At 60.6% G+C, this 25,325-nt stretch carries 18 protein-coding genes; 9 read left to right on the forward strand and 9 right to left on the reverse strand.

Annotated elements, in window-relative coordinates:
* From NKI88_RS19330 to NKI88_RS19340, 3 genes are all read right to left on the reverse strand, one after another.
* Positions 1-1,281 carry an NAD(P)/FAD-dependent oxidoreductase gene (locus tag NKI88_RS19330; RefSeq protein WP_352656628.1) on the reverse strand — a complete coding sequence of 427 codons (1,281 nt, stop codon included), beginning with the start codon at positions 1,279-1,281 and terminating at the stop codon, positions 1-3.
* Positions 1,282-1,425: 144 nt separating this feature from the next.
* Positions 1,426-2,259: a transporter substrate-binding domain-containing protein gene (locus tag NKI88_RS19335; protein ID WP_352656630.1), complete on the reverse strand. Its 834-nt coding sequence runs from the start codon at positions 2,257-2,259 to the stop codon at positions 1,426-1,428.
* Between the two features lie 299 nt (positions 2,260-2,558).
* On the reverse strand, positions 2,559-3,761 hold the full coding sequence (locus NKI88_RS19340) for an MFS transporter (RefSeq protein WP_352656632.1): 1,203 nt from the start codon (positions 3,759-3,761) through the stop codon (positions 2,559-2,561).
* A gap of 176 nt (positions 3,762-3,937) precedes the next feature.
* Here NKI88_RS19340 and NKI88_RS19345 point away from each other — a divergent pair, with 176 nt between their 5' ends.
* The 4 genes from NKI88_RS19345 (at position 3,938) to NKI88_RS19360 (ending at position 7,111) form a co-directional block, all read left to right on the forward strand.
* Entirely contained in the window at positions 3,938-4,849 is a 912-nt protein-coding gene (locus tag NKI88_RS19345) for a LysR family transcriptional regulator (RefSeq protein ID WP_352656634.1), read from the forward strand.
* A gap of 289 nt (positions 4,850-5,138) precedes the next feature.
* A complete protein-coding gene (locus tag NKI88_RS19350; RefSeq protein ID WP_023667962.1) occupies positions 5,139-5,342 on the forward strand; it encodes a hypothetical protein in 204 nt (67 codons plus the stop codon).
* Positions 5,343-5,566: 224 nt separating this feature from the next.
* Complete coding sequence (locus NKI88_RS19355) at positions 5,567-5,821, forward strand: hypothetical protein (protein ID WP_023699977.1); 255 nt, start codon at positions 5,567-5,569, stop codon at positions 5,819-5,821.
* A gap of 315 nt (positions 5,822-6,136) precedes the next feature.
* Positions 6,137-7,111 carry a L,D-transpeptidase family protein gene (locus tag NKI88_RS19360; RefSeq protein WP_352656636.1) on the forward strand — a complete coding sequence of 325 codons (975 nt, stop codon included), beginning with the start codon at positions 6,137-6,139 and terminating at the stop codon, positions 7,109-7,111.
* A gap of 88 nt (positions 7,112-7,199) precedes the next feature.
* Here the strand turns inward: NKI88_RS19360 and NKI88_RS19365 are convergent, their stop codons facing one another.
* The 5 genes from NKI88_RS19365 to NKI88_RS19385 all read right to left on the reverse strand — a co-directional run bounded on the left by NKI88_RS19365 (position 7,200) and on the right by NKI88_RS19385 (position 14,240).
* The gene (locus NKI88_RS19365; RefSeq protein ID WP_352656638.1) at positions 7,200-9,170 is read right to left on the reverse strand and encodes a CHASE2 domain-containing protein; all 1,971 of its coding nucleotides are present in this window, start codon (positions 9,168-9,170) and stop codon (positions 7,200-7,202) included.
* 90 nt (positions 9,171-9,260) lie between these two features.
* A complete protein-coding gene (locus tag NKI88_RS19370; protein ID WP_023667958.1) occupies positions 9,261-10,070 on the reverse strand; it encodes a FecR family protein in 810 nt (269 codons plus the stop codon).
* 11 nt (positions 10,071-10,081) lie between these two features.
* Positions 10,082-11,356: a tetratricopeptide repeat protein gene (locus tag NKI88_RS19375; protein WP_352656640.1), complete on the reverse strand. Its 1,275-nt coding sequence runs from the start codon at positions 11,354-11,356 to the stop codon at positions 10,082-10,084.
* Between the two features lie 475 nt (positions 11,357-11,831).
* Positions 11,832-13,019 carry a magnesium transporter gene (locus tag NKI88_RS19380; RefSeq protein WP_023736095.1) on the reverse strand — a complete coding sequence of 396 codons (1,188 nt, stop codon included), beginning with the start codon at positions 13,017-13,019 and terminating at the stop codon, positions 11,832-11,834.
* Positions 13,020-13,523: 504 nt separating this feature from the next.
* On the reverse strand, positions 13,524-14,240 hold the full coding sequence (locus NKI88_RS19385; RefSeq protein WP_023687777.1) for a pentapeptide repeat-containing protein: 717 nt from the start codon (positions 14,238-14,240) through the stop codon (positions 13,524-13,526).
* Between the two features lie 1,425 nt (positions 14,241-15,665).
* On the opposite strand from NKI88_RS19385, the gene NKI88_RS19390 reads away from it, so the two are divergent.
* Genes NKI88_RS19390 through NKI88_RS19405 form a run of 4 tightly spaced genes read left to right on the forward strand, consistent with a single transcriptional unit; the run spans position 15,666 to position 21,248 of the window.
* Positions 15,666-17,114 (forward strand): TolC family protein, encoded by a 1,449-nt coding sequence (locus NKI88_RS19390; protein WP_352656642.1) that lies wholly within the window; start codon positions 15,666-15,668, stop codon positions 17,112-17,114.
* Between the two features lie 37 nt (positions 17,115-17,151).
* Positions 17,152-19,284 carry a type I secretion system permease/ATPase gene (locus NKI88_RS19395; protein ID WP_023691465.1) on the forward strand — a complete coding sequence of 711 codons (2,133 nt, stop codon included), beginning with the start codon at positions 17,152-17,154 and terminating at the stop codon, positions 19,282-19,284.
* 43 nt (positions 19,285-19,327) lie between these two features.
* Entirely contained in the window at positions 19,328-20,617 is a 1,290-nt protein-coding gene (locus NKI88_RS19400; protein WP_023667951.1) for an HlyD family type I secretion periplasmic adaptor subunit, read from the forward strand.
* On the forward strand, positions 20,607-21,248 hold the full coding sequence (locus NKI88_RS19405; RefSeq protein ID WP_023667950.1) for a ribbon-helix-helix domain-containing protein: 642 nt from the start codon (positions 20,607-20,609) through the stop codon (positions 21,246-21,248). The genes NKI88_RS19400 and NKI88_RS19405 overlap by 11 nt, the downstream gene beginning before the upstream one ends.
* Before the next feature lie 85 nt (positions 21,249-21,333).
* Here the strand turns inward: NKI88_RS19405 and NKI88_RS19410 are convergent, their stop codons facing one another.
* Positions 21,334-22,272, reverse strand: a complete 939-nt coding sequence (locus tag NKI88_RS19410) for a transglutaminase-like cysteine peptidase (protein WP_352656645.1) — start codon at positions 22,270-22,272, stop codon at positions 21,334-21,336.
* Between the two features lie 323 nt (positions 22,273-22,595).
* Between NKI88_RS19410 and NKI88_RS19415 the strand changes: the two genes are divergently transcribed.
* Positions 22,596-25,325: beta strand repeat-containing protein (locus NKI88_RS19415; protein ID WP_352656647.1), on the forward strand; the 2,730-nt coding region annotated here is incomplete at its 3' end.

Raw genomic sequence — 25,325 nt, forward strand, 5'->3', positions numbered from 1 at the left:
TCAGCGGGCCCGCTCGCGCCACCAATCCTGCGCCTGCAGCTTCCAGTAGGTGAGTTGCGCAACCGCAAGTCCAGCCGGGCCGCCCGCCCAGGCAAGGCCGAAGGGTGTGAACAGCCGGTAGCGGTCCGATTGTCCCAGTATGGCTTCGGCGATCAACTTGCCGGCGATCGCGGTGGTGTTGATGCCATGGCCACCAAAAGCCGTGAGGTACCAGACGCCCGGCTGCAACGGGCCTATTTGGGGCATCATGTGCCGGGCATAAGACATGAGCCCGGACCAGGCGAGTTCGGTATTGAGGTGTTCGAGCTGCGGATAAGTGGTGACCATCTCACGGCGCAATTGCCTCCCCAACACGCCCGATGAGGCTGCCCGGGTGGTGATGCGCCCTCCCCAGAGCAGCCGCCTGCCGTCTTCGACAACACGGTAATAATCGCCTGCGCGACGGTTATCGCCGACGGCGTCGGTCGTCGTAATCGCCTTGGCGATGAGGTCAGGCGCCTCCTCGCTCACCATAACGTAAGTGGCGATCGGCAGGAATGCCCGCTGCAGCCGACTGACCAGTGGCCCCGTATATCCGCCGGTGGCAACTACGGCCTGGCGGGCGCGCACTTCGCCGCTGTCGGTACGCAAGATCTTTTCGGCGCCGTCAAGGTTGGCTTCAACGGCAGCCGTTCTCTCGTATATCCTGCCGCCCAGCCGCTCGATCTCGCCAGCAACGGCGCGCAGATAGTTAAGCGGATGCATGTGGAAGGCGCTGGGATCGCGCAGGCCTTGGTGGTAGCGATCCGAATGCAGCACCGCTCGCACCTGGTCGCGATCGAGATAGTCGAGCCGATAGTCGAAATCCCGCGCCAGTTGCTCGGCATATGCCTTGAGCGCGGCGCCACCATCGTGGCGAAGCACGCTCAATATACCGGAGCGCGGCTCTGCCGCCTTGATGTCGAGATCGCGGATCGTCTGCCGCACGAAGTCGACGCCTTCGATGGACAGGCGGTGCAGTTTTTGTGCCGCGTCGACGCCGGCCATCGCGGCGATGTTGTCGGTGCCGGTGGCGAAACCGGGATTGACGAAGCCGCCATTGCGACCGGAAGCGCCGAATCCTATCCGCTGCGCCTCAAGCACGACGACCTGCTGGCCGGCGCGAGCCAGCTGCAACGCCGTCGTCAGGCCGGCCAGTCCGCCGCCGACAACGACTGTCTCGCACTCGGAAACGCCGCTCAGCGGCGGCCTGATGGTGTTGTCGGCAAGCGTGCGTCGGTAATAGGTGTCAGGACATGTCATGATCAATATGATGAGGTGGCGGCACTAGAGCATTTTGCAGGCAGGCGGAGCCGCCCGGTGTCGTGGAAATGCGGCTGAAACAAAACAGATGGAGCGGGATGTTCAATTGAATGCACCCCGCTCAAGCTTTATCCACGATGCCTCTCAGTCAGAGCTGTAATCCTTGCCGTACCACTTGGTGGTCAGTTTCGCGAGGGTACCGTCCTTCTTCATCTCGTCGAGAATGCCGCCGATCTTGGCATTCCACTCGGCATCACCTTTTTCCGCGATCACCACCAGTGGCTCACGGAAGGCATAGCCGCCTTCCAGGACACGCAACGGGTAGCCGTTCTTTATCGCGTTCTGAGCCGTCTGTTCTGGTGCGATGACCGCGTTGAGGCGCACACCGTCGCCGAGCCTCAAATCGTCGAACGGCAGCATTGAGTCAGCGAAAGTCCTGATCTCACCGGGCTCCAGCTTGTATTCGATGGGCGGCAGGCCGGGAGCATCGATCTCGAGTTGTCTACGGATGAAATCCTCCGACGTGGTGGCGGTCTCGACGCCGATGATCTTGCCGTTCAGGTCGGCGACCGATTTGGCCGGGCTGTCCTTGTGAACCACGTAAACGTAGGGGCTATAATAATAGATGCCTTCGAAATCGATCACCTTGGCCCGCGCTTTGGTCGGCGTCACCGAGCCGACACCCAGATCGTAACGTCCCTGCCAATGGCCGCCCGTCATCGTCGCCCAGTCCGGCGTATCGAAACTGACCTCGACACCGAGGCGCCTTGCGATCTCTTTCGAGACGTCTATGTCGAAGCCGACCAACTGATTGCTGTCGTCCAGGAAACTCTGCGGCGGCCAACCGCTGTTTGTGGCGACCACCATTGCCTTCTTCGAGGTAACCCGGTTGATGGTTTCACCCGCCGACGCCGCAGACGCGAACGCGAACGCGAGCGTGGTAGTGGCCAAGGCCAGCCACGCGATCAATTTCCTCACTTGAACCTCCCTCTTCATCGTCATTCAGACATATGCTTCCCAGAGCGCGCTCCCGTAGAGAAACAGTAATTGAGAGCGCGGCATGAGATCGATCTCATATCAGCACACATATCGACGAGGGGATCAAGTCCTTTTTCAAGTAGCCAGTTGTCCTCCGGGGGCGCAAAGCATCGGCACCCGCACGGTGCGGCGGAACCCGCGTTTGATGTGACGCGCGTGACTTTCAAGACAGAGGAAACGAAGATCTACTTCAACCTATCACATCATTGCCAGACGGGCGGCACAGGATGGCTTGCTGTCTACGAGTTTCCGATGTTCCGGTTAAGCATGGGTGCGCGGCACACCGGCAGCAGCACCAGCAGGATGATGGCGGAGTCGACCCAGAGGACCCTGTTCACGCCCATCGTGTCGACGATCTGACTGGTCGCTAGGGTACCCACGGAGATGGCAAGATTGAAAGTGAAGCAGTAGATGGCCGTCGCGGTCTCCGCGCTTTCTGGTGCTGCACTCAGCACCCACGTCTGCAGCGTGATGGGCGCCGCGCCATACGCGAAGCCCCACACCAGCAGCAGGATGGTTCCTGTGAGCGGCGTGACCCCGAGTAACGGGAAGAGAGCCAGCGTGGCGCCGAGCCCAATGACGACGCAGGCCAATGTGCGACCGACGGATTTGGCGGCCCAGACGCCTGCGACGGCGTTGCCAATCATTCCGAGAATGCCATACCCCAACAGTAGCCAGCCTATGCTCCCTGCAGTGACGCCCGAGACCTCCAGCAACACCGGGCTCACGAAGGTGTAGGCACCGTAGTGAGCAGCCACCAGCAGTGCCGTCGCAACCACGCCCGCCAGAAGGGCGGGATTGCGCAATTGCGCACGCAGGGCTTTCACCTCCACAGGCTCCGCCGCCTCCAGCTTCGGAAGCACAAGCAGGGCGGCGAGCATTATGGCAAAGCTCAGGCCGGCGAGAGACCAGAACGCGCCGCGCCAGCCGACTAGATCACCGATGATCGTGCCGGCCGGCACGCCCAGCACCGCAGCGGCACTTACACCGCCGAAGACAATAGTCATGGCGCGCGGCACGGACGGTCCAGGAACAAGGCGTACTGCGATGCTCCCGGCTATCGCCCAAAAGCCACCGATGGTGATCCCGACGAGCAGCCTGGACGCGAGCAGCACGGGAAAGTTCGTTGCGAGCGCTGAAATCACGCTCGCCGCAGCCATTACCGCGAGCAGGCCCGCGATCAGAATACGCCGGTCGAGCCTCCCCACTGCCAACGGCAAGCCGATAGAAGCGAACGCCGCAATTACGCCGGGTACGGTCACCGTGAGACCGCCACTCCCAATAGAGACATTCAACTCGGAAGAAATTGCCGGAATCAGCCCCACAGGGAGTTGCTCCGCAGTGATCATCGAAAAAATACCCAGCGATACAGTGAGCACGGAGAGCCACATGCGAACAGTGGCTCCCTGTTTCTCCCGAAGGGCTGCTTTGATCAGAGACATGATCACCTCCAGCCCGCGAGAAGGCACTCGACGCCAACGTTTCGGGCAAACGTTAGAGAGACGGATCGGGCAATTGATCCCGGCCTGGCTTCAGATAATCTGTCCGCTGCGGATTGATAATCGGGGAAAATATGGATGGTGAATTCACGAAACGTGAATGAAAGAGGTGATTGCAGTTGGACCGGCTGACCAGCATGACCGTGTTTGCCAACGTCGTCGGTGAAGGCAGCTTCGCTGGAGCGGCCAAGCGGATGCGACTATCGCCAGCGGCCGTGAGCAAGCATGTCCAAATGCTGGAAGAGTGGCTTGGCGCACGCCTTCTCAACCGGACGACCCGGCGCATCAGCCTGACAGAGCTCGGCGCCTCCGTCTACGAGCGCAGCCTGCGCATAATCGAGGATGTCGAGGAAGTTCGTACGAGCGCGGCCGAGAGCAAGACACGTCCGACCGGCTCACTGCGTGTCAGCGCGCCGATCTCCTTCGGCGCGACGCACCTTGGGAGAGTCGTTGCAGAATATCTCGCGGTCTACCCGGAGGTGTCGGTTGAGTTGGTGTTGGACGACCGTGTGGTTGACATCGTGGAAGAGGGCCTCGATGTCGCGGTACGCATCGCTCCACTCACGGTTTCCAATCTGGTTGCTCGCCGAATCGCGCCGTCACGCGAGGTGGTCTGCGCTTCGCGCGATTATCTGGACAGACGCGGGCGTCCCACAAAGCCGTCGGATCTCCACGACCATGATTGTCTGGACTACGCGTTGCGCGCCAGCCGCGGAAAATGGCGGTTCGACGGACCAAAGGGGGAAGTGGCGGTAAAAATCACTGCACGGATGACGGCAACGAACGGGCAGCTCCTGCGCGATGCGGCGCTGGGTGGAGCAGGCATAGTACTTTGCCCCACTTTCCTTGTTGGAGAAGCCATTCGTTCGGGCCAGCTGGAGACAGTGATGCCCCAGTTCAAGCCGGTAAGCCGGTCGATCTACGCGATGTACCCGTCAAGAAGGCATCTTTCCGCCAAAGTTCAATGCTTCGTGACGCTTCTCGCCGCCCACTTTGGTGAGAACCCACCTTGGGACAACTTTGGACCATGACGACTGGAATGTTGAGCCCAGAGGCCGCGCGCACTTGCACGGCCTTACTGTGCATGGGACCAGCACCCAGGGCCAAGGGCCGGTGCATATCGAGCCGTCCAGCACCTTTTCGAGACTGAAGCATCCGCTATTTGCCGACGGTCAGTCGCTGAGGCTCAATCCACCGCCCATCCTAAGCGCCGCCACAGCGCGAGTTGTAGCATCTGCGGTGTCTCTGGTTCTCTGCGGCCACCGGCGGAACGGGTTGTAAGCAGGCGCGTTCCTCCAGCGTCAAGCTTGGAGAACATACATGGATGACGAGCTGCGCCTGAAGTTACAAGAGCTGAGCCAAAGCATGCAAACGCGAGCGGCCGAACTTTCGACGCTCGGCGGCAGCGCAGACATAAGTACGGTGATGTCGGGGATCGCCGTCGCTCTGGAGGCTCTACTGGTGATTGCCGAAGAGATGAAAACGCCACGTTCCGGCCCTTCGGTCCTGCCCGACGCTACATGAACATCTCCGATCGTTTGGGAGAGGCTCCAGAGCGAGAGCGCCTACCGCTCACCAGCAAATCGCTCGCCGAGGAACTGGCTTTAATCCACATTCTGGGTTGGAGAGTGGAGAGCGCAATCTACTCGGTGGAGTACTCCAGGTGGGGTGAGCGTCGGCAGAAATGGATTTTGCACTCGACGATGCCTTTTGGGTAATCGAGGACGGCCTTAGGACGGAGGACCACGATGGCTTGGATGGCCGCAATTTGCCCGATTACAGATGAGCAGGCGCTCGTTAATTCGGAGACAGTTGGTGACATCCGGGAGTTTCGCTGTCCGAGTTGCGGCGACTTCAAAATCACGAACTCGGCCACCGCGATGTTCAAAGGCCTATCGGCAGAACAGAAGTTGGAGCGCTTCGAATACGCTAGAGCAATCGCGGGCGACAACGCGATCACAGTGACGACGGAACATGGATCTATCGATACCGAAGATCAATAGAATACCCGCCCGATAAGCCGGTTCCCAGCGCATCTCCTCACTTGCTGCCCTGAGACCATTTGACTGCCGGTCCAGGTAGTGGGCAGTTTGAAGGTAGAAGCTCACGTCAACATGGCCAGACCATTTTTACACTGCCGATCTGCGAGGCCAGCAACGCCTCTCGTGAGGGGCAAGGCATTGGGCATCGAACGTCTCGGACCGGTCGGCGGCGTAAGGCTGGTTGCCTATGATCCTCCTACCGGCGAATGGAACCAGATCTGCCACAGCGCGTCATAGAAGCAGATCAGGTGCGATTTAACGCAAGGAGTGACATCGATGATCAGGCTCCTTCTCCTCCTCGCCATTGCATTCGCCTTCGCATGCGGCGGGACGGAGGCGGCCAAGCTGGATCTAGCCGCGGTAAATCAGGCGCAATTCTCCGCCGGCGACCCGGAAGGGCTCGATCCTGCCGTGCTGAAGGCGCAAATTTTTTTGGATCGTGCGCGCTTCTCACCGGGGCTTATCGACGGCCGCCTTGGAGAGAACTTCGCCAAGGCGGTCAAGGCCTTCCAGGCGTCGAACGGACTGGCGCCAGATGGCAAGCTCACCCAGGCGACTTGGGACAAGCTGATGGCAACCTCCACCAGCCCAGCTCTGGTCACCTATGAACTGAACCGCAAAGATGTACGCGGCCCCTTCACCAAACGCATTCCGGGGCGCATGGAGAGGATGGCTCGCCTGAGAAGGCTTGGCTATCACGACTCGATCGAGAAGCTGGCGGAGCGCTTCCATGTGAGCGAACCATTGCTCAGGAGGCTAAACCCAGGCACCGGATTCAGGAAAGCTGGAACCACGCTGCTGGTACCAGATGTTGGCCGGGGTGAACCTCCCGCCACCATTGCCGGCGTGGAAGTCGACAAAGGCGCTCATCAGGTGCGCGTGCTCGACCCCTCCAATAAAGCGCTTGCCGTCTACCCTGCGTCGATCGGGAGCGACGAGAAGCCGGCACCAAGTGGGCAGGCAGAGATCCAAAGGGTGGTGCACAACCCGACCTATCACTACGATCCCGATTTTGCATTCAAGGGAGTCAAAACCAAGCGGCCCTTCACCATTGCTGCCGGCCCTAACAATCCCGTGGGATCAATCTGGATCGACCTCTCCATCGAAAGCTACGGCATTCACGGCACGCCCGAACCCGGCAAGATCGGGAAGACCTTCTCTCACGGCTGCATTAGGCTAACGAACTGGGATGCCGAGGACCTCGCCTCAATGGTGCACAAACATATGAAGGTGACTTTCAAGGACGAGTGACGCAAGCCGTCGCATCCCTCGATGGTCGCCGAAACGAGATGTCCGTCTGTGCCCGTGACAATCGCATCTTGCGATCCGCTGGATCCGATCAGCGGATGCTCCGGGTTCGGGGTGTCAGGTCAAGCGGCGCCATTTGCACGGATGGCGGCGAACCAACCACCATGGCGGGGGCGCCAGATTGCTCACCACGTTGGCTCTCTACTTCGCGGCTCATACCTTGTTGAGCAGCTTGCATCTCCGGAACGGTGAAAACCGGCACCTCGCCCTTGAAACCCTGGAGCTCAAAGGCGCCCGCCTGGACGACCGGCATCGATGCTCCTGCCGCAAAGCCGGGTCCAAGCACCAGGGGGATGCCCAGCTTCTTGGTCGTCGATTCGAGCCGTGCCGCGCGGTTCACGGGGGAGCCGATCGCGGTGTAATCGAAGCGCCGTTCGGAACCGAAATTGCCTACCGAGCAGATGCCGGTCTCGATGGCGACGCCGATTTCGATGGAGCGATGGCCATCCGCGGTGAAGGCGGCGTCTTCGCGCCTCACCCGCTCGATAAGGGCCAGGCCCGCGTCGAGCGCACGCTCACGATGATCGGGTTGATCTAGCGGTGCGTTCCAGAAGGCCAGCACCGCATCGCCCATGAACTTGTCGATGGTGCCGTCGCGCTTGAGGATCTCATCGGTCGCAATGCCGAGGAAATGGTTGACCACCTTGGCGATCTCTTGGGTGTCGAGCTGTTCGCTCATGGTCGTGAAGCCACGTATGTCGCTGATCAAAATGGTGATCTCGCGCTTCTCGCCGGACAGGATTGCCTCGGTGTCCGAGCTTGCGAGGCGCTGCACCACGGAGGGCGACAGATATTGGGAGAACTGTCGCGTCAGGGTGGACCGGCGCTGCTCGCTGCGCCTGTAGAGGACATAGCCTTCGAAGCCCGCAACCATGATGGTTGCAAGCGCCGGCTGCAGCGGGTCATAGAGTGCACCCTGCAGGCTGTACTCGAGAGCGCCGAACACGAACGGCGTGACGGCCAGCAGCGCCAGGGAGAGGGCGCCAAGCACGACACGCCCGGCGAGCACTCCGGAAACCCCGATGAAAACGACGGCACTGAGGAGAAACCAGAGCCGCTCGAGCATACGCGCGTGCGCTGGCTCTGCCAGGAAGCGCCCGGCAAGCATCTGGCCGATCGCATCGGCGTGGATCTCCGCTCCTGGTCGCGCTGGACTCGTCGGCGTGGGCAGGTACTGCGTCAGGCCCACAGCCGACAGGTCGACAATGGCGATGGCGTCCCGCAGCCGCGGATCGCCATGGCCCGAAAGGATAGTGCTGGCAGACAGGCGAGGCGTGTCCGTGGCGGTTTCCCAGAGGCGGATGCTCCCCTCCGGCTCGAGCGGCACAATGGCGCCTGCCATCCTGAGTGCGTCGAACCCGGCTGCATTCATCCGGGCTGTGTAACCGTCCTGTCCAGCGTAAAGGCGCAGGAGCTCGAGTGCGAAAGACGGCCACAGCTGCGCGCGTTGAGGGGTATTGCGAAGCCAGAGCAGCGGCACATGGCGCAGTACGCCGTCGGGATCGGGCAAGGTGCGAATCACGCCGAGGCCTGCGGCAACGTTCGAGAATTCGGCAAGCGAGCCGGTAAGACCGGTGAAGCCGGGAAGTGTATCGGGTACTTGCCCGACGATCGACCAGCCGGCTTTGGGTTCTGCTTCTGAAACCGTCGCTTCATTGCCCAGGCTGACGGCAAGCGCCGTTCGATTTTTGGACAGCGCCGCTGCCAGGCGCTTGTCTCCGGCCATGCCCTCAGGCGAGGTGTCAGCCTCGGGGAGTACCAGCGCAAGCCCGACCACCGCCGCGCCAGATTGCGTGATGCCATCGACCAGATCGGCCAGGAGGCCACGGTTCCAGGGCCATCGCCCATGTGCCTTGAGGCTGGCGTCGTCTATCGAGACGATCACGACAGGATTGCTCGTCGCCTGACGTGGGGCGAGAAACTGATAGAAGTCGTACGTCCGCTCACGCAGGCGCGACAACGGCCCGTCAAAAGCCAAATGGCAAGCGAGCAGCAGGAGCACGACCACAAGGCCGGATATTTTGCGTCTGCCGGCTTGCCGCCAATCAGCCCAGCGCCTACCGACCGAGTGGCTCATCTCGTGCAGCCAGGCCTAATCGCAGTTGTAGTAGTAGCAGCAACCCTCACCCTCACACTCGCCCCGCCGCCCCCCGCTGCCCGCAGGTGGCGTTGGGCTGTCAGGGAATTCCATGACCACTCCTGGCAGTGCGCCGTCCCTGGACCCGCAGACTTTGAGCGAGGAGCCTAGAGCCGACGCACAAATTGCGCTTACGTCCAACCCAGGACCCGGTGCGCCCGGCAGGCCGGTTCCCGCTATCCGGTCGATACTGTCCAAGATCGGGAAGGCGTCGATGCCGCCGTAGCCGGCCAGAAGCTTGCCATCGTCCGACGTGCAGGCGTAGCCCGGGTTCGTGATGACCAGCCGTTTGCCATTGATCGTGCAGGTCATGCGGCCGGCGCGCAATATGCCGACGGTCTGGCCGGCTGCCACCAGCACTTCGATGATGCCGCCTCTCGCTCCGAGCACCATGTGCGGCGTCGCAACCTGCATGACGCCCCCTTTCGAAACCTGGCCGCCATAAAAACGGGCCAGGCCGCTGTTCATCCCGATGTCGATCTTTCCCGACCCGGAGCCCGGATTGTAGACGAACTCATCGATCGTCAGGCTGGTGTTTGGACCAATTTTGGCGCTCGATTCATCCCGGAACACCAGCATTCCGAGACCGGTGGGATTGCTGCGCAACTGGTCGCCGAGTTCGACGCCGGCGCCAACGTTCATCGTCCCGCCGTTATTGCGGACGATGATGGTCTGGTAGGCCGTCATCGACCCGACCGTCTCAGCAGCGGATGGTGCCGCGAAGGCGAGGCAGGCGATAAAAATGACGATCTGATGATACCTCATCGCGGCCTCTTTCAATTGAGCGTCAACGTATAGCTCATGAGCATTTCGAGCGATTTTCGGTCGCGGTTGGCGAGGGCGAAGTTGGTTTTGCGGTAGGCGAGATCGACGCTGATCTTCTGCGCTTCCGTCAGCTGAAAATCGCTTTCCGAGGCAATGCGCCAGAAGTCGCTCTTGATATTTGTGCCGATGCCGACGGACAGATCGGGAGTGTCGCTGTGGCCGGCCGATAAGGCGATCTGGTGCGACCATGCGAAAAAATCCGGTACGTTCATCAACAGGCCGCCATAGCGGACCTCGCCCGTATAGCTGCGGCTGATTTCGCCCGATCCGGAAGCGAAGTCATTCGAGCCGACAAAGCGCAAGCCGAGCGCCTGGCCATTGCGGAAGCGGTAGCTGCCGCCTGCTTCATAGAAGACCCTGCTATCGGCGAAAATGCCTTGCGAGGCGCTTAGATCGATGTAGCCGCCACCGGCGAAGAGCGTCGTCTCGACGGTCGGGCGAACGACGAAACGTCCACTGAGGCCGATGCCGGTTTCGTAAATGTCGCTGTCGAAACGATCCGTAACGGTAAACGCGGAAAGCAGCAGGCGCAGCGAATCGATCCCGCTGTTGGGCAGTCCCTTGTCCCAGGTAATCGCTGCGTTGCCGTGGATAAAAGTCTTCTCGCCACCCGGAACCGACAGGTCTTCCGTGAAAAGACGCTCAGTCGCGGTCAACGACCCCGAAAGAACGAGCGCGTCGGCACTTGGCGTGCCGAGGTCCCACCGCACAAAACCTTCCGCCTGCCCGTAAGGCGAGACGAAGCTGTCGTCGTCCTGCGCCCCGCCTGGCTCAAAATCGGTGAATGCGCTGAATACGCCGCCGGTCAGGGCGAGTTCCCAGGTGACGCCACGCAACGCGCGCTCGATGCGGGCGAGCAGGCGAACAGCTTCCTGTTGCTCACTTGCGGTCAGACCTCCGACTTCGATGCCGTACTGCACCTGCCGCCGGGCCAATTCATAGGACCCGACATGATAATATAACCGGCTGGCCGCAAGCCGGGCGCGCGCATCGCGCGGGTATTGGATCAGATACTGCTCGATCGAGGAGATCGCCTGATCGTATTGCCCAGCGTTGACCGCAACCGTGACGAATTGGGCGAGCGTTCCATTGTCGGCCGGACTGGCGATGCGGGCCGCAAACGCATCGTCATAGGCCCCAAAAAGACCTTGTGCGCCGGCCGGCAACACGCCGGCACAAAGCAGCGCTGCGGCGAAGCCGAAGATCGTTCGAAACGAAGATTGCATGCCGAGAACCCACCCCAAACCCGACTAGTGCGAGGGATTTAGCACGACTGCAAGAAAAAGGCGACTGAACGGTCGCCGGACTTATGCGAGTCCTCAGCAGCTGTTGCAGCTGCGCAACAAGATATCGGGTTTATTCCTATTTCGGCTGCGCTGATTGTCAAAAACTCTTCTCAACATTGCTGCACGTGATTGAAGTATTTGGCCCAAGGCTTAACAAAATCAAATCTCATCAGTAGTGGATCGCACAGCCGACAAGATTAATATTGGGTGGGCGATCCTGCGTATCTGGTCACCAGGCTTCAAGGTCACCCACGGCTTCTCCAAAGGCCTTCCGTCGCGTTTCGCAAGGGACGGAGAGCTGCCGGAGGTGCTTCTCACGAGGCGTGTGCGATTCGGCCCGGGTCTTGCAATTTCTTTGAACGCGAGGTCAGCTCATTGCCTCAACGCCCAGGGACGCGTCACCGCACGCAGCTTGCTACAGCACGAGCATGGTGGCCAGCCCCAGCATCAGGCCCATGCCTACAATATCGGTCACGGTGGTGAGGAAGATCGCCGAGGCGACCGCCGGATCGGCGCCTACCCGGCGCAGGCCCAACGGGATCAGCACGCCGGAGATGCCGGACATGAGGCACGATCCGGACATGGCAAGCAGGATCACAAGTGCCAGCATCGGCGCTTGCGCCGCCGACGCCGGTTGCCTCGAGGCATAGAACCACATCGCCGCAGCCGCAACAACGCCGACGAGCACGCCGTTGGCGGCCGCGAGCGCGCCCTCTCTCATCACCAAGTGCAGCTTCGGTCGTTTGTCCACATCCCCCAGGGCAAGGCCACGCAGCGTCATAGCCAGTGCCTGGCAGCCGGTGTTTCCGCTCTGCCCGGCCAAGACCGGGAGAAACGCCGCCAGAGCAACGATCTTCTCGATCGTGCCTGTGAACGAACTGACCACGAATGCGGCCATGAAGGCCGTCAGGAGATTCAACTGCAGCCACGGATGACGCTTCAGGAAGGCTGAAAACAGCGGCGTAAAAGAGCGCTCCTCCTTCTGGAGGCCTACCATCTGGCCAGACTGGGCGGAAATCTCGATGATTTGCTGCTCGAACAATCGCCAGCCGCGAACCTGCCCGAGCAGCCGGTTCTCCGCATCCACCACCGGATAGACAGGATAGTGACGCCGTACCGCCGCCTTGCATGCGTTACTCAAAGAGAGACCGACATCAAGAGCGAACGGCCTGGGCAGCATGATGTGATCGACAATCGCGTCGGGTTCGCTCAGCATCAGATCGCGCAGGACCGCTAGGCCAACCAGTCTATTGCCCTCGTCCGTGACGTAGAGATAAGTGAGCTCGGTCGGCACCTGGGCGCCTCTGACAGCTTCCACCGCGGCAGCAACCGTCGTCCCGACAGGAACGCTGGCGGGGATCGGGTCCATCACGTCGACGAGCGACTCGGGGATCGCGAAACCCATCTCACCGTCATGAGAGCTGATGGGCCGCATATGCAGTGGCAAATGCTCGGCCACCTTACGGGCGTGCCCGTCCGGCAACAGCTTTAGTGTGTCGCGGATGAACTCGGGAGACTCTCTAGCGAGCAATTCAGCTGCGTCATCAGGTGCTCGAGCACGCAGCGTGCGCACCAACTTCTGAACGCCGGTCTCTTCGTTCATTTGCTATGGCCCCCCAATTGGAAAGTGAAAAAGTTGTGAAGTATCGGATCGCACCGGGGCGGAAATACGACAGCTTCTTCCGGCCCCAGCAGTCCGCTTTGTGGTTGTCGCAAGCGCCGCCTGCACACTCCTAGCTTGAGAAGGCAAAGCAGACGTCTACATTTTGGGCGTGCCTTCGGTCAGGTCAGCATGGGAGTGTCCGCGCTACTTCCCTCGCTTTTCAATCTTTAGATTTGGGAGGTCGGGTCGCTTGGATACCACACCGGCCTCCTTCAAGGCTGTGTATCCAACCTTTTTGAGGAGCTTCTCTGTTTTGGCGCGCTCCTTGTCCAGAGCGGTATCACCTTTGACCTTGGGCATCCGTCCTCCATTTGGTCGTTGTCGTTCGCCGGTAAATGAGATTGCCGGAAATGTCCCGCAGTGTCGTGCTTTGACCCGCGGTCGAGGACTGAATTGAGGCGCTTTGCCGCCCGGCAGCCTTTGGGCGGGAAGCGGACGGGCGGGCTATTCCTGCTGGAATTGACAGGGCCAATCTTCTGGCCTCGTCATGCCAGAAGGCAACTCGGTCCGGGCGTCTCCACAAGCCATGTTGAGCTGCCACTGGGACAGACCCGCCGAATTGGATAGATCGAGGCCCTCGATACGGGTCAGAAAGAAAAAAGCGCCGTCAAAGTCTATCGGTGCGGTGAACTTCGCTCCTCGGAAATCCGCCCGCGCGAGATTGGCAAACGAAAAGTGGCTGCCGCTGATATCGGCGTCATGGAACTGTGCACGCCCCAATTCCGCCTTTGTGAAATCAACATTGACCAGATTGGCGTTCTGGAAATTCGAGCGCTGCACTTCCGCGCCCGTAAACACAGCGCCCTGCGCGTCCATCTGGCTGAAGTCGGTCCTGTACGCCTCGATTTTGTCGAACCGGGCGCCTTTGGCGGTCGAGCCGGCCAGGGAAGCGCGCACAAGCGTTGCCTTCTCAAAATTTGCCGCAAGGAGATTGCTGTTCCTGAGGTCGGTCGAAGTGAAATCAACACCGAACAGGTTTGCCCCGCTCAGGTCCTGTCCTTCCAGGATGAGAAGCTTTTTGTCACACTCCTGCCAATTGACGCCAGGCGTCGCGGCTGCGTAGCAATCTTGAGCGGCGGTGGCGTTTTGCCAAGCCAATACAGTGCAAACCGCCAGAACCAAGCCGGATCCGCCGTAAGCTCTGGTTCGTCTCAAAGTCATTGTTGCTGGACCCCTCTGCTACTCGTCGACAATCAGCCTTACCACATCTGCTGACACTCGAGCCACGGTAACGACCGCCGTCACAGTTGCGCATCAACGATCCGCCGATAGCCAGCGGCAGCTTGCGAAATTATCGAGAGGTGGGGAAAAGCTTTGACGGTAGAGTGCTTTTTCGCGGATGCGATCACAAAACAAAGAGTTCGGCGTAAGCCGTGAGTTATTGGTGGGCCCGGAGGGCAAACGGAAATTGTTGATTTTGCTGGATTTTGGTGGGCCAAAATCTGAAAGGTCCCGTATCATCCCGTATGCTCCCGCGACCCCAAACTGCCGACCATAGCTGACCTCGTTTTGCAAACGTTGGGAGACAGGGTCCAGAACGGCGGAAATGGGGACGGTTGCAGATCGGCAGCTGTGGCAACAGCGCGCGACCAGCTGACGGTCTAGCGCCTCGATATGGCCGATGAGACTTGGGAAGTAGCAAACAAGCGGCAGCTTGCAGGCAGTTGTGATCGGTGGAATGGATTTACGAGTCGAGGCGCCGGACCAGGACCGGCTCACTTGCCTCGAAGTTCAGCCTGTTGGAATGGCGCGGAGGAACGAGTAGTGGTATCTAACGAGCCGGCGGCCCTCGATGTTTGACCGCGCTCGTCCTGCAACTCTCGTATGTCGTCCCGCAAAGTGGTGGCGCAACCGACCACTTCGTTCCGCATTGTTTAAACAGCGTATGACTCAATTCCAGTCAGATTTTTTTCTGAGCTGCGAAAAGGCGGACACTAACCGTCAAAAACGGAAAATCGCCGCAAGAACTATTTTGAGGTTTCACCAGCTATCGGGTTCAATGGAGCGATTTTTGGACCTTGCGGCATTCGATGGCCTACAGAACCGCCTCAAAAAGTACCGTCACCTCTTCGGTTGACCGAGTCGTTGATCGGCCGTCATATGAGCCCTATGCTGGCACGCTGGCCAGTGAAGCAGTTGTCGGCCTTTATTCGCCGGCTCAGGGATTTATGCCCACGCTTCAGGTCCAAGAAAGACCGGGGTGTCGGTTCCAGGCTCTGACAAGCGGGCTAAGATTATCCTGCCGATTGTAGCCGCCAACCAAGATGTTGTCGGTCACCTCGCTGAAAAAATACACCCAGAAATAGTCAAGCTATCAGGAGCAAATAGGTCGTAAGGTGGCCTTGCGGTCCTCCTTCCCGGAGCGGTTTCGCTTGCCTGTTCAAACTCGGACGGCTGTTACTCAAAAACCGCAGTGGGTATTTTATGTGCCATTTTTGCGACATTCTATAGAATTTTGCTTGAATTTAGCGTTTTAGCGGTCACTAAATCAATAAGTGCTCCCATATTTTGCAAATTTGTGAACAATCACGGTTGAGTTGTAACGCCTGGCAATAATGGCGCAGGGGAACGTTGGGGTGGGGTGAAATGAATACGACATCTATGTCGGCGATAGGCAAGCGCCTCGGCCTGCTGACGACGGTCGCCATATTGAGTTGTGGGAATGCTCACGCGCTCACTCTCCAGGAGGCGATGGCGGTTGCGGTGGAGTCCAACCCCGAAATTGGCCAAGCGATCGAAAACCGCGAAGCAATCGAATTCGAGCTACGCCAAGCGAAGGGACTTTATCTTCCCAGCGTCGATGTCGAGGCGTCGGCGGGGGTTCGTCGTCTCGACAATTCCTCCCGGCGTTCGCTGTCCATAGAGGATGACGCGCTCTATCCGTCGGAAGCCGATGTCGTTGTCACGCAGACGCTTTATGACAGCGGCGCAAGGCGGGCGGAACTGAACCGTCAGGCGTCGCGGGTCGACGGCGCATCGTTCCGGGTGCTGGAACGGTCTGAATTCATTGGACTGTCTGTCGTCCAGGACTATCTCGAATACATGCTGCAGGCTTCGATCGTTTCGGAAGCGAAGAAGAATCTGGGCTTTCACCAGGCAATCCTCGGCGACATCCGGCAAGGTATTGCAGGCGGCGCGTTGAACGAGGCTGATCGCCAGCAGGCCGAGGAGCGGCTGTTCGCTGCCAAGGCACGTATGCAGGAGGCGACCGAAGAACTGGAGGCTTCCAAGATACGGTTCTTCAAGACGGTCGGTAAGCCGCTGACCAACGCGTCAAGGCCAGGCGATGTCTCGAGCGCGCTGCCAAGGTCGCTCGACGACGCGCTAGGGCTGGCGCGACAGAACAATCCGCGCGTCCACATGGCCAACAGCGATATCGACGCCGCCGCCTCCCTGGTGGATGCGGCGCGGGCGAAATTCGGGCCCTCCGTCATCGCCGAAGGCCGCGCCCGCGGCGGCTATGACATCGACGGCGACGATGGCGACGCTAGCGACCTGCAGGCGCGGCTGGTGCTGCGCTGGAACCTCTATCGCGGCGGCATCGACAAAGCCAACGAGCAAGAGCAGGTCCGCCGCACCAGCGAGCAGCGCCTTGTGCTGCACCAGGTTCTGCGCGAGATCGAGGAAGCCGTCCGTACGTCATGGGATCGCCGCTTCCGGCAGGCCGATCTGGCAAAGACATTGAAGCTTCAGGCTGCCGCCAACGAAAGGCTGGTGGCGTCCTATCGCGAGCAGTTCAAGGTCGGACAGCGCTCGCTGCTCGACGTGCTCGACGCGCAGAACACGCGGTTCAACACAGCTACGCTTGCCGACACCGCATCCTACGCGTCGCTTTTCGCGCAGTACCGGCTGCTGGCGGCAACCGGGCAGTTGCTGAAGACCATGAATCTTCAGCCGGCAAAACAGGCCACCGCCTATGCCAAGGCCGAGTTCAATGCGCCTGAAACGGCCGACACCGAAACCTATGCGCGCACGCCGTCGGAACAGACGAACGATCTGCCTTTCGACATCCTCGCACCGGTAAGAAAGAGGTAGGAAGGTCAAGGACGAACGATAGTCCTGCGGGCCGATCGTGAACCCACAACCCAAAATCCTCTCCCCAAAAGAGGCGTTCAAGGCCTGCTTCTCCGCTGTTGCCGGGTACCTGGGCAGGCCGAGTTCCGAGACCGTGCTGTTTGCCGGCGTGCCGCTGTCAGACACCCGCATCGATATCGACGCCATCCGGCATCTTGCCGAACGCATCGGTCTTGAAATCACGGAATTCAGCCATCGCGACTTTCTTCGCGGACGCATCGACCTTCCCGCCATTCTGTTTCGCGTCAGCCAGTTGCCGGTTGCGCTGCTTGCCCAGACCGAGGACGGTGGATTTACGACCGCTCCCCAGGAAGACGGGCGCACGACAATTAGCAAATCCGAGTTTTCCGGAAGTTATATTAGTGGCGGCGTTTCCTTCTCGATAACCTATGCCAACGCAGTAGAGGCGATGAGCGTCGGTTCGGCGGCCAAGATCGAGCGGCGTCATTGGCTGACCGGCACGATGGGGCCGTTCTGGCGCACCTATTCGAAGGTCATCCTGTCGGCGGTATTCATCAATCTGCTGGCTCTTGCCTCACCGATCTTCACCATGAACGTCTACGACAGGATCTTGCCGAACAAGGCGATATCGACGCTCTGGGTGCTGTCGATCGGGATCGGCGCGGTCATTCTGTTCGACCTGCTCTTGAAGACCGCCAGAGCGTCACTGATCGACTATGCCGGGCGCAAGGCCGATCTTCGCATCTCCTATATGCTTTTCGAGAAGGTGCTGAACTCGTCCTTGTCGGCAAGGCCCGGCTCAACCGGCGAATATGCAAATCGGGTGACCCAGTACGAGTTCGTGCGCGAGTTTTTCACGTCGAACACCATCAGCGTCTTCATCGACACAGCCTTCGTCTTCGTCTTTCTTCTTGTCATCTATGCGATAGGCGGTTGGCTGGTCGTCATACCGGCCATTGCCTTTGTCGCCTCGGTGATCGTCGGGCTGATCACGCAACGGCGCATCGGCAAACGCGTTGCCGCTTCCATGAACGAGGCTTCGCAGCGCCAGGCCCTGCTGGTGGAATCCATCTCCACGCTGGAAACGATCAAATCGCTGCGGGCAGAGGCGTACCTTCTGCGAAAATGGGCGGAGCATTCCAAGAACGCATCCAACACGTCCGAGAAGATCAAACAGCTTTCGGCTGCCGCCGGCAACATAACGCAAGCCATCCAGCAGATGGTCACCGTCGCTTTGATCGTGGCCGGCGCCTATGCCTTTTCGGAAGGGCATGTCTCGACCGGCGCCATCATCGGCACCGTCATGCTGGCGGGCCGGGCGGTGGCCCCGCTTGGGCAGATTGCGATCACCTTGTCCAGACTTCGCCAGGCGATGCTGTCCCTGCGAATGGTGAATTCGATCATGGCGCAGCCTGAGGATCGGCCGGACACGGTTGGTTTCGTCAACCGCCCCATTCGCAACGGTGCAATGGCATTCAGGAATGTCGGCTTTGTCTACCCGGGTTCCGAAAACGAAGTGCTGACCGGCCTGAATTTCTCGGTGAAGCCCGGTGAGCGGATTGGCATCATCGGCCGCATAGGCTCGGGAAAGACGACCATGGGGAGGCTGATCGGCAGGCTTTTCCTGCCGACCTCCGGCGAGCTGCTGCTGGACGGGATCGACATCCGCCAATACCACCCATCTGAGGTTCGCGCCGCGGTCGGGATCGTCGCGCAAGCCAACGATCTGTTTTCGGGCACCATCAAGGAAAATCTTCTGATGGCGTGCCCGGAGGCGACCGATGAGCAGATCGTCGAGGCGGCCAAGGCTGCCGGCGTCGACGACTTCGTCTCCCGCCATCCGCGAGGCTACGACATGAATGTCGGCGAGCGCGGCACCAATCTCTCGGGCGGTCAGAGGCAGACAATGGCAATTGCCCGCCTGTTGCTGACCAAACCGAAAATCGTGTTCCTGGACGAGCCGTCCGGCTCGATGGACCTGGCTTCCGAGCGCCAGCTGATCAAGCAGCTCAAAGTGGCCTTCGATCGCAACACGACCCTGATCGTATCGACGCACCGCTTCAGCATGCTCGAGCTGGCCGACCGCCTGATTGTCATCGAGCAGGGCAAGATCGTTGCCGATGGACCGAAAGACCAAGTGATACAGGCGCTGCAGAAAACAAGCGCCTGACGAACAGAATTATGCGTGAATACAGCACGTTGGGACGTGGTAAATGCTAGCCAGGGAAGATCGTCCGCCGCTTTTTGCGTCGGCTTCGATATTCATTATCGGGGCGCTTTTTGCGAGTTCGGTAGCCTGGGCATCCTTCGCCGAGGTCGATGAAATCGCACGCGGCGACGGCAAGATCATACCGGCGTCGAAGACCCAGATCATCCAGGCCAGCGAGCCGGGCGTGGTTCAGGAAATCGCCGTGACGATCGGTCAGGTCGTCAAGAAGAATGACCTCATCATTCGTCTCGACAACACCTTCAACACTTCCAGCCTTGGCGAGCAGCAGGCCAAGGCGCGGGCGCTGCAGACGCGCATTGCACGGCTCCAATTCGAACAGACCGGCAGCCTCGAGGGCGCGTTTCCCTGTCCGTCAGAGATCCAGAAGGTGGCGCCGGAAATCTGTGACAACGAGCAGAAGCTGCTAATCGCGCGGCGCGACAACTTCGAAGTCAAACTGTCGGTTCTAAAGTCGCGGCTCGATCAGCGTGAGAAGGAACTCGACGAAGCCAACGCCAATGCCGATCGCCTCACCAAGAACCTGGCCGTCAGCGACCAGGAGGCGAAGCTGGTCGAAGCGATGGTCAAGAAAGGCCTGATGGCGCGAACCGAGCAGCTCCGCGTCGAGCGCGAGCAGACCGAGCTCAATGGTCAGCTGACGCTTGCCGGAGAGACCATCAAGAAAGCCAGGTCTGCCATCACGGAAGCCAAGCTTCAGGTCGACGAACTTGGCCTCCAGCTGCAACAGGAAGCGCTCAGCGATCTGACACAGGCGCTGGCCGATCTCTCGGTGGTGGACGAGACGATACGCGGTGCCACCGACAAGGTGGCGCGTACCGATATCCGTTCGCCTGTCGATGGTATCGTCAACACGCTTGACATCAACACGGTCGGCGCCTTCGTCCAGCCCGGCGCGGTCGTCGCGGGTATCGTGCCGACGTCCGAGACCCTGCTGGTCGAAGCCCGGGTCTCACCGCGGGACGTCGCCTTCATCCGGCCGGGCCAGGATGCCCTGATCAAGGTGACCGCCTATGACTTCTCGATCTTCGGCGGCATCGAAGGCAAGGTGTCGAACATCACTGCCGACAGCCTTGTCGACCAGAAGACCGGCGAACCGTACTATCAGGTGCGTGTCGCCACCGACAAATCGACCCTGACACGCGACGGCAAGACCTATTCCATCATCCCCGGCATGATCTGTTCGGTCGACATCAAGACCGGACGCAAAACGATTCTCACCTACCTTCTGAAACCAATCAACAAGGCGCGGGAGGAGGCAATGAGTGAGCGATAGTGCGATCTCCCGCCCGGTCGATCGCGACCGGCTGCTGCCACCGCTGGCGAGTGAGGATTTCGGTCTCGAGTTCCGGGTTGTGGCGCGTGGCGGCACGCGCCGCGGCATTCGTCTGGAACGGGCGTTCTGGACATCGCTGAAGCAGATGGCGGAAAGCCGCAAATGCACGATCGGCACACTGATCGAGGAAATTGCAGAGAGCCACGCCAACGCCGGAAACCTGACATCGGCAATTCGCGTAGCCTGCATGCGTGGATTGGCCGACCAAAACCTCACCTTGCAGAGGCTCGCGTCGATCAAGACCATCAGCGCCATTCTCGTCGCCTGTCCCTCGCCGGCCTTTGCCCTGGCATCGTCGAAGAAGATCCTGACCTTCAATGCGCCGTTCCAGCAACTGGTGCGGCGGCAATTGCCGGTGGCGCCGAACGAGGACGCGCGCCAGGATCTCAAGCTGGCGCTGGACCTCAATGTCGCCGACATATTCGCCAGGCTCGACGCCAATGGCGAGACGCCGGTCGCGACCGGTTTCGTCATAGGCGCCGGCGACCGCCGCTACCGCGGTCAACTGAGCGCGGTGCGGGCGCCGGTGGTCGAGCCGGAACTGCTGATGGCGTTCGTCTTCGGCGGCTAGAGCAATTCCGGGAAAAGTGTGAGCGGTTTCCGTGGAAAATTGCGTCAAACAAGAGATAGAGCGCTCAAGACTCTCTGATGGGAGCTTACGGCTGCACACCTTCACCAGGCGCGACCGTCGAAAGGCCGCCCTTGATATCGGCTATTTGAGCAGAACCGGTCTTCGCGCCATGGATCCACGCGCGATCGGTGCTGAACGAATACAGCGGCACGTAGGTCGGCAGGTCTGTGTCGCGGGAAACTACATTGCTCAAACTGTCGAGAATGAAGACGCCGCTGCCGGTGCTGACCGACAGCACGGCATGAAAGAAACCGCGCTTGCGATCCTGCAAGACGACCAGCGACATGCTCTGCGCCGGGATGCCTGCATGCAGCAGCGCGGCCATCTTGAGGATGGCGAAATCCTCGCAGTCCCCTGCCCGCCGCTCAAGGATTTCCGCGGGCTTGGCCCAGTAGTCGAGCCTGCCGTAAACCGCGCTGTCCTTCTTGTAGGCGATGGCGCGATTTATACTTGAGTTGACGAAGGACAACTTGTCGATGAAGCGCTTGTTCCCGGCTGCCTTGACGATCTCGGCAAAGGCGCTGTTCTTGCGTTCGCACGCGCTGCTCGCGGTACAGTCGACAATTGCCTTGTAGACCGGCGCCCAGCGCGCCGAAACGGGGAAATTGCGCATCGACAGGGCAACAGAACCGAACACGCCGGGAATGATCGCCGCCGTCTGGATCGGGTCGGTCCCGGCGGCGGGCGGCGCGATCGAAGAACCACGCTTTTCATCGACGGCAACAGAGCTGCTGAAAATCATGCCGATCCGGTAGGCTGGAACCGGCTGCCATGGCTGCGGCCGAGCCAGCGAAACGCCGCCGAGACTGGACGGGGTTTCGACCGCCGCCAGAACTCCAGCGGCAGCGCCGGCATTCACGGTAATTGCTTTCGCGGATGATGGCTGCGGCAGGCTTGCGATCGCCATTGCCAGCAGGAGGAGCCTGAGCCCGGTTATTCCCAGGGCAGATTTTTCTTTTTTCATGACGCCCACCTCTTGACTGTGGACGGTACCAATCTTGTCTCAAATTACTGGAAAGGAAGGTGGATAAGTTTCCTTCAATCGGGAATACCTATTTTGTGTAAAACTTTATTCAAATTTATACTTCTGTTTACCAATCCAGCTCAGCCGGCGGATATCAAACGAGGCGCGGCGCGGCCAATGCATATCAGATTATATCTTCCGGGTTTACCACACGTAAAAAATGCCGAGACTTGCATACCGGGATATATGAAATTGATTGCGGGACAGTTGCAAAGCAGAAGTCGTCACTGTCTCTATCCGGGAAATGCCGGAGGGGTTTGGCGATGACGACCAGTAACGATTTGGATACCGTCTCGAATTCTTGGGACGAGCACTCTTCACATGAACATGGCGGCTCGCCATCGCAGGCAGGCATCCAGGTAGCGCAGGCCGCTCAGGCGGCGCCTGCCGAGCCGGTGCCGGTCGATGTCGGCAGTGGCGCACCCGTTCAGCCGGCAGCACCCGCGGAGGCGAAAGCGCCGGCGGCAGCCGCGCCGCATGAATACGTGGCCGACGCCAGCAACATCGTGAAACTTCCGGCGGACGTCTCCATCGACAACATCAAGGTCGACGGCCACAATCTGTTGCTGGAACAGGCCGACGGTTCAGTCATCCTCATCAAGGATGGCGCGCTCAACGTGCCGACCTTCATCATCGGTGATGTCGAAGTTCCGCGCGTGGCCTTGCTGGCCGCTCTTGAAGCGAGCCACGTCGATGTCGCCTTCGGTGCTGATGGTTCGATATCGGCCGGCCCGGGAGGTTCGAACCCAAGCGCCGGCGCAGACTTCTCGGTTCCCCCCGGTGGCATCGGCGACGGGTTCGGTCTTTCGGCACTGTTGCCTCCGACAGACCTGGCGTTCGGCCAGCCGGATCATCGCGAGCTGTTCCCAAGCCTGCGGCCGGATTCCACACCGTCGATCATCGACCTGACGCCTTCCGTCGAGGGCGGCGACACCATCGTCAATGAAAAGGGCCTGCCGGAAAGCCCTGGGCCGGAAGGTTCGGGCGAAGCGTCGGCGCCAGGCGTTGACGGCGACATCTCCGAACACAACACCGGCACCTTCACCATCGCCTCTCCCGACGGTGTCGGCTCGCTGACCATCGCCGGCCAGGTGATTTCGGGCGCGGCTCTTGCCAACAGCGCATCGACGCCGATCGACATCATCACGCCGCTCGGCAACACGCTGACCGTCAACGGCTACGACGCCAGCACAGGCCAGGTGAGCTACAGCTACACGCTCGTCCATAGCGCGACTCACCCCGACGCGGGGACAGATTCCATCTTCGACGACATGACGATGACGGTTACCGACACCGACGGAGACGTGTCCCTTCCGGGCACGCTGTCCGTTCAGATCGTCGACGACGTGCCGACGGCGCATGATGAGGCCTCGCAGTCGATTGCGGAAGGTGCCCCGGCGCTGACGGGCACGCTGGACTTCGTCGCCGGCGCCGACGGCGCGACGGTGACGCATATCAACGGCACGGCGCTGATCTTCGATGCCGGCACGGGTTACTCGCAGTTGATCGACATCGGCGCGGGCACCATCCAGGTGAAGGCGGACGGGTCCTACTCGTTCACGCCGGACGCTTCGGTGGATAACAGTTCCGGTCCGGTAGCTGTTAACGCGACCTACACTGTGACGGACGGCGATCTCGACACGTCGATGGCCAACATCGCCTTCACAATCACGGACGGCGCGGCCCCGGTTGCCGGCGCTCCGATCACGCTGGCGCTTGACGACCAGAACCTGAGTGACGGCTCGACGCCGGCCGGCGCTGACTTCGCCTCGAACTCGATCACCTTCACGCCGGGCTCGGATGCGATCGCCTCGATCGCCTTTGGCACCGACCTGAGCGGGTTGAACACCGCCAACTTGACCTGGACCCGGGTGTCGGACACCCAGATCGTCGGCAATGACGGCGCCGTGACTGTGGTGACGCTGGATCTGGCGGTTGCCAACAATGTGGCAACGGTGACGGCGACGCTGAACAACAATTACGATGCCCATCCTGGCATTAACGCCGACGACCTAGTCGATCTGGGCCATCTCGGCGTGGTTGCCACCGACACCGACGGCACCCAGGCGACAGGCACGGTCAACGTGACGGTGTCCGATGACGTGCCGACCGCGGTTGCCGACATCGACAGCATCGGGGCCGGCCTGTTCGGCCCGGCCACCGGCAATGTGCTGGTTGGCGGAACCGATGCCCTCGACGGCAACACGACCGACGGGGTTGCCGATACCAAGGGCGCCGACGGCGCTGCCGTGGTCGGCGTCGTCGCCGGCGACACCAATGCCGCCCTCGACAATACCGCAACACTCGGCGTGCAGATCCAGGGTCTCTACGGCAAGCTGACGCTGGCCGCCGACGGCACCTACACCTATACCCGCGATGCCGGCTCCGCCGGTGGCCATGACGACGTCTTCACCTACACCATCAAGGACGGCGACGGCGACACCTCGCACACCACGCTGACCATCTCGATCGGCAACTCGCCGCCGGTGATCACCGACCTGACGCCGGCCGCCAACGGCGGCGACGTCACCGTCAACGAGGATGACCTCCTGGCCAGCCGCGGCGTTGGCGAATCGGCCGGCTCCGACACCTCGAAGGAAAGCACCACCCAGGGCGGCACCTTCACCATCTCCTCGCCCGACGGCATCGCCTCGCTGACCATCGACGGCCATGCCTTCATCACCAACGGCGTGTTCACCGCCAGCTCCTTCACCACCGCGCTCGGCAATACGCTGAACGTGACCGGCTACAATCCCGCAACCGGCACCGTCAGCTATACCTACACGCTGCTCGACAACGAGGCCCATGCTACCGGCGCCTCCACCAACAGCCTGTTCGAGAACCTTGCCGTCTCGCTCACCGACCAGGACGGCCAGAACGCCACAGGCACGCTGTCCGTCAACATCGTCGATGACGTGCCGACCGCGGTTGCCGACATCGACAGCATCGGGGCCGGCCTGTTCGGCCCGGCCACCGGCAATGTGCTGGTTGGC

The organism is Mesorhizobium sp. M0317, assembly GCF_040321555.1.
In the GTDB taxonomy this organism is placed as follows: Bacteria; Pseudomonadota; Alphaproteobacteria; order Rhizobiales; family Rhizobiaceae; genus Mesorhizobium.

Excerpts from the sequence above, each read along its gene's own strand:
- NKI88_RS19360 (WP_352656636.1), top strand. The coding sequence starts at position 6,137 with ATGATCAGGCTCCTTCTCCTCCTCGCCATTGCATTCGCCTTCGCATGC.
- NKI88_RS19375 (WP_352656640.1), bottom strand. The coding sequence starts at position 11,356 with ATGCAATCTTCGTTTCGAACGATCTTCGGCTTCGCCGCAGCGCTGCTT.
- NKI88_RS19410 (WP_352656645.1), bottom strand. The coding sequence starts at position 22,272 with ATGAAAAAAGAAAAATCTGCCCTGGGAATAACCGGGCTCAGGCTCCTC.
- NKI88_RS19390 (WP_352656642.1), top strand. The coding sequence starts at position 15,666 with ATGAATACGACATCTATGTCGGCGATAGGCAAGCGCCTCGGCCTGCTG.
- NKI88_RS19380 (WP_023736095.1), bottom strand. The coding sequence starts at position 13,019 with ATGAACGAAGAGACCGGCGTTCAGAAGTTGGTGCGCACGCTGCGTGCT.
- NKI88_RS19330 (WP_352656628.1), bottom strand. The coding sequence starts at position 1,281 with ATGACATGTCCTGACACCTATTACCGACGCACGCTTGCCGACAACACC.
- NKI88_RS19400 (WP_023667951.1), top strand. The coding sequence starts at position 19,328 with ATGCTAGCCAGGGAAGATCGTCCGCCGCTTTTTGCGTCGGCTTCGATA.
- NKI88_RS19355 (WP_023699977.1), top strand. The coding sequence starts at position 5,567 with ATGGCTTGGATGGCCGCAATTTGCCCGATTACAGATGAGCAGGCGCTC.
- NKI88_RS19350 (WP_023667962.1), top strand. The coding sequence starts at position 5,139 with ATGGATGACGAGCTGCGCCTGAAGTTACAAGAGCTGAGCCAAAGCATG.
- NKI88_RS19340 (WP_352656632.1), bottom strand. The coding sequence starts at position 3,761 with ATGTCTCTGATCAAAGCAGCCCTTCGGGAGAAACAGGGAGCCACTGTT.
- NKI88_RS19385 (WP_023687777.1), bottom strand. The coding sequence starts at position 14,240 with ATGACTTTGAGACGAACCAGAGCTTACGGCGGATCCGGCTTGGTTCTG.
- NKI88_RS19370 (WP_023667958.1), bottom strand. The coding sequence starts at position 10,070 with ATGAGGTATCATCAGATCGTCATTTTTATCGCCTGCCTCGCCTTCGCG.